Annotated in this window: 7 protein-coding genes; all 7 read left to right on the top strand. The window is 46.3% G+C overall.

Annotated elements, in window-relative coordinates:
• Window positions 1-3,151 (top strand): ImcF-related family protein (locus OQV04_RS21760; RefSeq protein WP_332642898.1); only part of this gene is annotated, 3,151 nt, incomplete at its 5' end.
• 19 nt (window positions 3,152-3,170) lie between these two features.
• A complete protein-coding gene (tssA, locus tag OQV04_RS21765; RefSeq protein WP_272572459.1) occupies window positions 3,171-4,781 on the top strand; it encodes a type VI secretion system protein TssA in 1,611 nt (536 codons plus the stop codon).
• Window positions 4,782-4,804: 23 nt separating this feature from the next.
• A complete protein-coding gene (gene tssF / locus OQV04_RS21770; protein ID WP_042846426.1) occupies window positions 4,805-6,556 on the top strand; it encodes a type VI secretion system baseplate subunit TssF in 1,752 nt (583 codons plus the stop codon).
• Entirely contained in the window at window positions 6,532-7,623 is a 1,092-nt protein-coding gene (gene tssG, locus OQV04_RS21775; protein ID WP_048606625.1) for a type VI secretion system baseplate subunit TssG, read from the top strand. Before tssF ends, tssG begins: the two co-directional genes overlap by 25 nt.
• A gap of 15 nt (window positions 7,624-7,638) precedes the next feature.
• Window positions 7,639-8,178 carry a type VI secretion system lipoprotein TssJ gene (gene tssJ, locus OQV04_RS21780; protein ID WP_042846428.1) on the top strand — a complete coding sequence of 180 codons (540 nt, stop codon included), beginning with the start codon at window positions 7,639-7,641 and terminating at the stop codon, window positions 8,176-8,178.
• 1 nt (window position 8,179) lies between these two features.
• The gene (gene tssE / locus OQV04_RS21785) at window positions 8,180-8,608 is read left to right on the top strand and encodes a type VI secretion system baseplate subunit TssE (protein ID WP_042846429.1); all 429 of its coding nucleotides are present in this window, start codon (window positions 8,180-8,182) and stop codon (window positions 8,606-8,608) included.
• 23 nt (window positions 8,609-8,631) lie between these two features.
• A partial coding sequence (locus OQV04_RS21790; RefSeq protein WP_332642914.1) for a type VI secretion system ImpA family N-terminal domain-containing protein occupies window positions 8,632-9,617 on the top strand: 986 nt, incomplete at its 3' end.

The raw sequence follows: 9,617 nt of genomic DNA on the forward strand, positions 1-9,617 counted from the left end.
GACTCATCGAATATCTTTATCATCAATAACACCATTTTTAAATAAATATAAATGGCTAAAAAAATCTAATGATAAAAATACGCCAGATGAACTATCGCAAGCTATGAAAAAAATATACGGCACTTTCTGGCATTCCAAGATCTCTATTCAACTCCTCCTCGGCTCCCATTCCGCCGTCGAAAAACTTGCCCCAAATCTTACCCAAGAAATCTGGCAAGAATGTGATGGCACCCTGCTTATCTACGGTGGCGATATCGGGAGTTCTATCGATTCAGAGCGACTAGAAACCCTCAAACACCTGCGCCGACGTCGTCCGCTCGATGGTGTGATTTGGGTGACGGAAAACAGCATTTCATCCCAGCTTTTAGACAGCAACATTCACTTTACCAACCTGAATGCGGCCACTGCCCACAATGCAGGGCGTGCTATCCAAAACCTCTTTCAAGAACTCGGCTGGCGTGCGCCTGTTTGGGTATGGAGTGTCAGTGACCAACCCTCCCTCAGCGCGGTTGAAACGCCCTCTATCCTCTGCATGACTGAGCAAAATATGCCTGCCGAGGCGCTATCGCCTAGCTTATTAAGCCTGATCCCCGCACTTGTGAGCAACGGAACCCAAGCGTTACTGCGCGAACAGAAACACACCTATCTGCTTGCTTTAGCCCAATTTTTACAAAACGGTGGCAGCCAACAGCTCGCGACCGCATTAGCGCCACTCAATACCCCATCACGTACGCTGCCTTTTTCTGGCATCGCATTTAGCCCGTCTATCAATCCGTTAAATCAGCAACGTTTGCCAAATAGTTGGCACCCCGATACCCGCTGGCAAAGCTGGTTAAACGTACAATCTGAACTGGCATCCGGTTTACAGCCGGCCGCTTTAGGCTTTGATAAAAAACGTCTCGTTCAATACGGCGCAGCCACCGCCATGACCTTGTGGGGAGCCGGTATGATTGTCTCTTACTTCGCCAATCGCCAACTCATCGAAGACAGCTACCAAAGTGCGAGTGTCGCCGCTAACCACCAATTACCGGAAACGGAACGCCTTCAAGCCCAATACGACTTTCAGCAAACTCTGGGGCTGTTAACGCATCGCGAACAGAGCTCCGTCCCTGTTTGGCTGCATTTTGGCTTGAATAGCAATCAGCCACTATTAGCCCATTTATGGCCGCTGTATCAACAAACGGTACTCCCTCCTCTGCAAGATAATCTCCGTCAGCAACTTGAGCAACGGTTACAAGCTTATGCACAATTATCGCCAAATAGTGATGAACGCCGCCAAGCCACCCAAAGTGCGTATCAAGATTTAAAAACTTACCTCATGATGAGTACGCCAGAGCGTATGGAGCCTGCTTTTTTCACCAATCACGTTCTGACTGCCCTTCCTGTCCCGCAAGGAATGAACGAAGGCGAATGGCACACTCTCGGCAAAGAGTTGCTCATGTTCTATGCCCAACAGCTACCGACGCACCCTGAATGGCAATTAAACGCCAACAATAACCTGATTAATCAAAGCCGTACCTTACTCACGCGGCAAATTGGTCAACGCAGCGAAAGTGCCACACTGTATCAAGAAGTGTTACGACAAGCGCAACATCAGTTCCCCGATATGACCTTAGATGATATGACGGGCGATACCGATGCCCACTTTTTATTGACGACAGAAGAGTTTGTACCGGGTATTTTTACCCGCAAAGCGTGGGAAGAATCGATCCAACCCGCCATCAAAAAAGTGGTTGAATCGCGCCGTCATGAAATTGACTGGGTATTGAGTGATAGCCAGCATGAACTTAGCCAAGATATTTCGCCTGATGCGCTCAAGCAGCAGCTTACTGAACGCTATTTTGCTGACTTTGCTAATAGCTGGTTAAACTTCCTCAATAGCCTGCAATGGCGCCATACTGAAAGCTTACCCGATACTATCGACCAATTATCCTTGATGAGCGATGTGCGCCAGTCCCCGGTCATTGCACTGATGAACACCCTCGCCTACCAAGGGAAAACCGGGCGTCAGGCAGAAAAACTGGCCGACTCGTTTGTTAACTCGGCGAAAGAACTGCTCAACAAAGAACAAAAACCCGTGATTAGCCAAAAAGCCGATTTTACGGGACCATTGGAAGACACTTTTGGCCCTGTCCTGAACTTTGTTGACCCTCAAGCCGCCTCACAAACTGGCGATAATCTGAGTTTACAAGCCTATTTAACCCGTATTACTCGTGTGCGCTTAAAACTTCAGCAAGTGGTCAATGCCCCCGACCCGCAAGCCATGTCCCAAACCTTCGCCCAAAGTATTTTAGACGGTAAAAATGTCGATTTTGCCCAAACGCGTGACATGGGCAGTTTAATTGCCGCCAGTTTTGGGCAAGAGTGGCAACCTTTTGGCGATGCACTGTTAGTGGAGCCGATGACGCAGGCGTGGCAACAATTGCTCACCCCAACCGCTCAGGGGATCAATAGCGAATGGCAAAATGCCATTGTCAATGAATGGAACAACGCCTTTGGCGGCCGCTACCCCTTGAAAGACACGCAAAGTGATATTTCTTTGCCTCTGATGGCGCAGTATCTTCGCCCTGATAACGGACGTATTCAACGTTTCCTAGAAACCCGTCTGCAAGGGGTTTTACGCAAAGAAGGTCATCACTGGGTACCGAATAGTGCTAATGCGCAAGGATTACGCTTTAACCCTGAGTTTATTCAGGCGATGAATACCTTGAGTGAGCTAGGCGATGTGGCCTTCGCCAATGGAGAGGCTCGCCTGTACTTCGAAATGCGCCCGGGAACCAGTAAACAGGTGATGCAGACGGTACTGGTGGTCGATAAGCAAAATCTCACTTACGATAACCAATTCCCTGAGTGGCAACGTTTTGTGTGGCCTGCCGACACTATCGCTTCAGGCGCCTCATTGACTTGGATGACCACCTCCACCGGCACCCGCCTCTATCGAGATCATCGAGGTGTTTGGGGGTTAATCCGCTTACTTGAAGCGGCTCAAGTTACCCCTTATGCAGGAAGCACCAGTAGCTATACCGTGTCGTGGACCACCTCCGATGGCAATACACTCAATTACCAGCTGCGCACCGAAATGGGCCAAGGCCCACTGGCGCTATTAAAACTACGCAACTTTGTGCTACCTGAAAAAATCTTCTTGGATTAGACCCAATAGGACATCACCTATGCCTTTATTAACTGCCTTACGCACAGCCTGTTTTACCGGAAACCCGCTTGCTGCTAATCAATTAGTAGAACAACAAGTCGTGTTATGGGAACGCTGGCTATTGCCAATTACGGCTGAAAATCCGGTTGGGGAAGACCCCAGCTATGACGATGACTTCGAACGAATGAAAGAAGAAGTCAACAAGTTATCAGGCTCAGATACGGAGTTAATCTGTACGCTCGCCGAAAATCTCTTAACTCATGTATGTAAAGACGCACGCGTGATCACTTACTATGTTTGGGCGCGCTTACATCGAGAAGGTGAAACGGGCTTAGCTGATGGATTAGGATTACTGGCAGGATTACTCCATCGTTACCACGATGGCCTGCTACCAAATCGCCCAAATAGCCGAAAGTCAGCCATTGAATGGTTGGCAGGTCAGCGAGTTATCGACAGTTTATCCCTTTATCCTGAAGTTGATAGCAACGAATTTGCACGTATCGTGGCGCTACTGAGCTCGATTGTGGATGAATTTAGTACATGGGATGAGGCAAACCGTCCTAATCTTGCACCACTACTACGCGCACTAGAAAATCGACTTGCGCAATCTGGCGGTGCGAATAGTGTTGTTCCACAAAATATTAAATCAACAGAAAGTATATCAACGAAGCAAACATCAACCGGTATCAGCCCTATCGCCCCTATTCAGTCTGGTCGAGAATTACTTGACCAAGCCAAAGTGCTCGCCAATTATCTGCGTAATCAGCCTAATGGTTGGTTATCGGGTCATCGGCTGATGAAATCCGTACGTTGGGATACGCTACACCAAGCTCCCCCACAAAATCAGCAAGGTTGTACTCGATTAGCCCCACCACGCTCAGATGCCAAAGCCCAGCTAAAACGTTTATATCTGCAACAAAATTGGCTCGAACTCACTGAACAAGCAGATCGATTGTTTGCAGAAGGGGTTAACCATTTTTGGTTAGATGTGCAATGGTACTTGCACCAAGCATTGAGTAAATCCCCTGCGCCATGGGATGGCTGGGCAGAAGTGATTGCCTCTGATTTAAAGCAGTTCTTACTTCGCTTACCGGGTTTAGAAAATCTCGCTTGGGAAGATGGCACACCTTTCGCAGATGAAGTCACCTTAGCGTGGATCAAACAGCATATTCTGGAAGAGAATATTCAGTCTCTCAATCACATCCCTGTTCAAGGCGCAAGTGACGATGATAACGACTCAATATTCGCGTTAGAACAAGAAGCGTTAACTCAAGCTGACACCGAAGGCGTTGAAGCCGCATTAGCATGGCTAATGTCACGCCCGAATATCCAAACTTCCCGTCAAAAATGGTTACTGCAATTAGTGATGGCAAGAGTGGCTGAACAATTTGCTCGTCATGATTTGGCACTGAATTTACTTCGTGAATTAGACCGTAGTGCTGAACAGATGCGCCTCGCGGATTGGGAACCTCATTCGCTGTTTGAAGTTAAAGCCCGCCAGTTGCAATTGTTACGAGGTAAAACGCAGCGTAATACGCCAGACAAAACTGAACTGCACCATCAAATGTCTGAGTTACTGGCTCAGCTAACTCGATTAGACCCTGTGCGAGCGTTAGTGCTCTATCCCTAAATTAATCAACGAGAACCATACTAATGGATGATTTAACCCTTCGCTATTATGATGCGGAGATGCGATATCTGCGTGAGGCAGCCAAAGAGTTCGCTCAAGCTCACCCCGATCGAGCAGCATTATTAGATTTAGACAAAGCGGGCATTCCTGACCCTTTTGTAGAACGGCTTTTTGAAGGTTTTGCCTTCTCCATGGGGCAATTGCGCCAAAAAATTGATGATGATTTACCCGAGTTAACAGAAGGATTAGTCAGCCTACTTTGGCCTCATTACCTACAAACCATTCCCTCACTTTCTGTGGTTGAACTCGCGCCGGATATTCATGATATGAAAATCTCATCAGTGATCCCCGCTAACTTTGAAGTACTTTCACGCCCTATTGGACCTAAAAAGACCGTCTGCCGCTATCGCACAACTCGAGACTTAACACTCAACCCCATTGTGCTATCAACGGTTAATTTAACCACAGAGCCTGATGGCCGTTCCGTAATTCGCTTGCAGTTCGATTGTGCGAAGCTTGCTGACTGGAAACAAATCTCACTTAATGCTCTCTCCTTTTATCTGGCTGGTGATGTTCCAACTACCTATGCACTACATTTAGCGCTGACTAAGCAAGTTGCAGCCACCTATATTCGGCTGCCATCGTCCCCTGACCGTATTCGTTTACCACTTTGGTTTTCCCCTGGTGGATTTGCTGAAGAAGACCAACTGTGGCCTAAAGGAGATAGCACCTTCAGCGGCTACCAACTATTACTGGAGTATTTTTCTTTTCGTGAAAAGTTTTTCTTCGTCAACTTAAACGGACTTGATGAGATTCAATTACCCGAAGGATTAAGTCATTTTGAGCTAGAAATTGTGCTTGATACGCTCTGGGACAGCGATATTCCATTAACTACTGATAACCTAAAACTACACAGTGTCCCAGTGATCAACTTATTCAACATTGAAGCTGACCCACTTACTGTTAATGGATTAGAAAGTGAATATTTACTGCGCCCTCGGCGCTTACAAGATGGACACACCGAAATTTATGCGGTCGATACAGTTCATGGTACGCGACGCGATGAACAAATTCACTATGTGCCATTCAGTAGTTTTCGCCACCGAGGCGGAATGCTCCGCCACAATGCCCCTGAACATTACTATCACACACGAATTAAACGTGGTGTCAGCGGCCTACATGATACATGGCTAATTTTAGGGGGAGAGCACGAGCAACCAACCGCATCTCTTGAAAGTGAAACGCTATCTCTACAATTAACCGGGACTAACGGGCAGCTCCCTCGCAAAGCGTTACAGAGTACATTGCTGGACAGAACTGAAGAGACCTTGCAGACACAGTTACGGGTTCGTAACTTATGCAAACCTACGCTACCTTGCTACCCCCCTGCTGAAGATAGATTTCATTGGCGCGTACTCAGCCACCTTGGTGCCAGCTTCCTGAATATGATGGATAACGTAGAGGTATTACGAGGAACGCTAGCACTTTATGACTGGCGGGAAGATGACCTGAACAGCCGCAAACTCGATGCCATGATCCACGTTGAGCAACACCTTATCGAACGCTTTGAAAAAGGCTTTTTACAGCGAGGCATTGCCATCGACATTACCCTCGATAGCCACGGCTTTAACGGTGAGGGCGACATTCATCTATTTGGCGAAATGCTCAACCGTTTTTTTGCCCTCTATACCGATGTACATCTGTTTAACCAATTGACTTTACATATTTTACCGACAGGAAATAGCCTTACATGGACCGAAAATCATCCTCAGTAAATCCGCTTTTTGATGCGCTTGGGGAGCGTCTTCCGCTGGTAAACTTCTATCGGTTTTGCCAGCTGCTAGAACAAAGTAATGCACAGAGCCCGCCGCTCGGTAGTACCCAAGACCCCAAAACAGACGCTATTCGTTTTCGCCCCCACCGTGGAATGGGCTTTCCCGTCACCGAAATTAAAGGGTTGGATATTGACGATAGATACCGTGATAGCACAACCCCTAGCATTCGAACCACTTTTTTAGGGTTATATGGTGTCACTTCTCCACTACCGACAACCTACCTTGATGATATTGCACAGCGACGAGAAGGAACCGAGTCTCTTACCGATTTTTTAGATATTTTTAACCACCGACTGACGACGCAGTTTTATCGTATTTGGCGAAAATACTCTTACCCCGCAACATTTTCAGCAGGGGGGAAAGACGAAACGTCACAATATTTATATGGATTAATTGGCTTAGGTATACCTGGCACGGCGCAACATATACAAGCGCCGTTATCCCGATTTCTCGCATTACTAGGTACGCTACGTTTTCCGACTCGTACCGCCGAAGGGGTTATATCTTTAGTCAAATTACTGGCGCCTGATACGCAAGTTAAAATCAAGTCCCATGACCCAAGACGCATCGAGCAAGTCACTCAAACAGGGTTATCCTGCAGAACACCGATGACATTAGCCAACAAACCCGTATTAGGTCAGTACGCCACTGATGTTAATAGCCAAATTTTGATTATCTTACAAACCAATAACCTTGAAGAAGCTCGGAACTGGTTGCCTGATGGGTTGCTGTATCAAGATTTAATGGCGCTATTGCATGTTTATCTCGGATCACGCGTCAATGCTCGCCTTAACTTAAAGTTACCAAGAAAGTTACTACCCAATGCAGCGTTAAGCACCCAATCACATCAAGGTGTTCAATTGGGTCGTACCGCAGCAATGGGAACACTCAGCCCACAAACTGTGCGCCAAGAACATATTATCACGTTAAATTTAGGGCGTTACCAACGATTAACGACGTCATCACAGAATACGTCTCCCCAACATTATGCTAATTATCGATTTTAATTTTGAGAATCATTTATGAAACAACTACCTTTATTACCATTTTGTGGCAAAACGTTAGTGCTCCTCTGCGCACTAAATCTATCGGGCTGTGGCCTTACTCAGATGGTCGGTGATGGTACTCGCAATGTTGCAAGCTCCATCTTTTATAAACAAGTGAAAGTCGTACACTTAGATTTTGTCGCACGTGAAGCATTAAATACCGATGATACTGGCGCATCGTTATCAACAATTATCCGTGTTTACCAACTAAAAAACTTTGAAAGCTTTGTAGAAAGCGACTATGCCACTCTTTTCGCTAAAGATAGCCAAGTACTCAAATCCTCGTTAGTCGCACAAAAAGACCTACGAATTCGCCCAGGAGAATCAATTTCGCTTGATATGCCTCTCGAAGAAGGGGCTGAATTTGTTGCTATCGCCGTGATGTTTCACGACCCAGACCTTATCACCGATAATTGGCGTGTGGTGATCCCCAAAAAACGCTTATTACCTGATGACCCACGTTTATTAACTCTCACGGATAACGCTATGACACTAAAACCACTGGGAGAAAAATAACATGTCCCAGCCTTCGTTATATGAAATGTTGACGGGGTATTTTGCTGGAGGATTAAATATTGATGATATTCCAGAACATGACCAAGTGATAGTTTCCGTCATGGACAATATCCGCCGTATTCTCAGCGCCAGAGCGGGGAGCATCGAACATATTCCGGATTATGGGCTTCCCGATATGAGTAAAATGATCCAAGGTCTCCCCGGCACTGCTCACAATATGATGACCATTTTATCGGCAACATTGCTCAAGTATGAGCCCCGCATCAAATCCCTCTCTTTAGTGTTATTACCGCAAAATAGCTTTGGGACACTCCATTATGCCCTTGAGGTTGAATTACACGAACAAGGTTTAATCCGCTATGGCACTGAATTTATGCCTGATGGTCGCATTTTATTGCATCATCTAAAAAAACAATTCGATACGATTTAAACCGACAATTGCTTGAGACAATTATGAACCCAGATTTAAATACATTACGCCTTGGCGGCGACCCTCGCACACTGGCTGATTTTGCAGCCCTTAAAGACGAATTAAACAAACGCTTCCACCCTGCACGCCCTGATGTTGACTGGGCTCGAGCCCATGGCTTATGTTTATCCTTATTTAATCAAAATGGTGCAGACCTACAAACTTGTGCATGGTTTACCCTGATCCGCCAGCATCAAAATGGCATAGCGGGATTAAATGAAGGGTTATCGTTGCTCCAGCATTTACTCAGTCACCACTGGCAAGGGCTTTGGCCCCAACAGACCCATGCTCGCGTCGAAATTATCGCCACATTAAGCCAACAATTGGTGACAGGATTACGTGCACATGCTCCCATTTATGCCGATCTTCCTGCCCTTTACCAAACTGAAACCAAGCTTAGTCAAATTGCACAACAGTTACAAACATTAGAGCTCAAACACCTGACTCAGCTAGAGCGCTTACAAAATTTACTTGCATCTCAGGCAAGGCAATTAGAGAGTACAGATGCTCCAGATAGCGGTTTTATTCCGCCTACACCACCGCAACTTCCGAAAACTTCGCCATCGACATTTCAAGCTCGTACTGCAGTCCCCCCAATTTCCATCAAAGCCAATGCCACCATCAGCACTCCAGCACCTACTCAACCTTCTTACCGCAAAGGCATTTGTGTCGGTCTAGCTTTAGGTATTGTACTCACAGGAGCGATATGTGCAGGAACCTTGTATGCATTACACCCACAAATCAATAATCATGCTTTAGCACAGGTACTCCCACAATTACCTGAATTTACACCAAATATTGCAGCAATAATTGAGCAGCAATTACAACCGAACCCAACTCAATCTAGCCGTATTTCTGCTGAAAAACTCAATGTGATTGATAACTACCTTGTGGAATTAGAGTCTATATCCCCTATTTGGGCTCAGCAATATGGGATTAGTATGGCGAATTACCTCACCAAACATTATGG

Origin of the sequence: Escherichia sp. Lx600-2, from assembly GCF_036662595.1 — a bacterium.
GTDB lineage: Bacteria > Pseudomonadota > Gammaproteobacteria > Enterobacterales > Enterobacteriaceae > Escherichia > Escherichia coli.

Coding starts and splice junctions, on each gene's coding strand:
- tssG (WP_048606625.1), top strand. CDS start 6,532: ATGGACCGAAAATCATCCTCAGTAAATCCGCTTTTTGATGCGCTTGGG.
- tssA (WP_272572459.1), top strand. CDS start 3,171: ATGCCTTTATTAACTGCCTTACGCACAGCCTGTTTTACCGGAAACCCG.
- tssF (WP_042846426.1), top strand. CDS start 4,805: ATGGATGATTTAACCCTTCGCTATTATGATGCGGAGATGCGATATCTG.
- tssJ (WP_042846428.1), top strand. CDS start 7,639: ATGAAACAACTACCTTTATTACCATTTTGTGGCAAAACGTTAGTGCTC.
- tssE (WP_042846429.1), top strand. CDS start 8,180: ATGTCCCAGCCTTCGTTATATGAAATGTTGACGGGGTATTTTGCTGGA.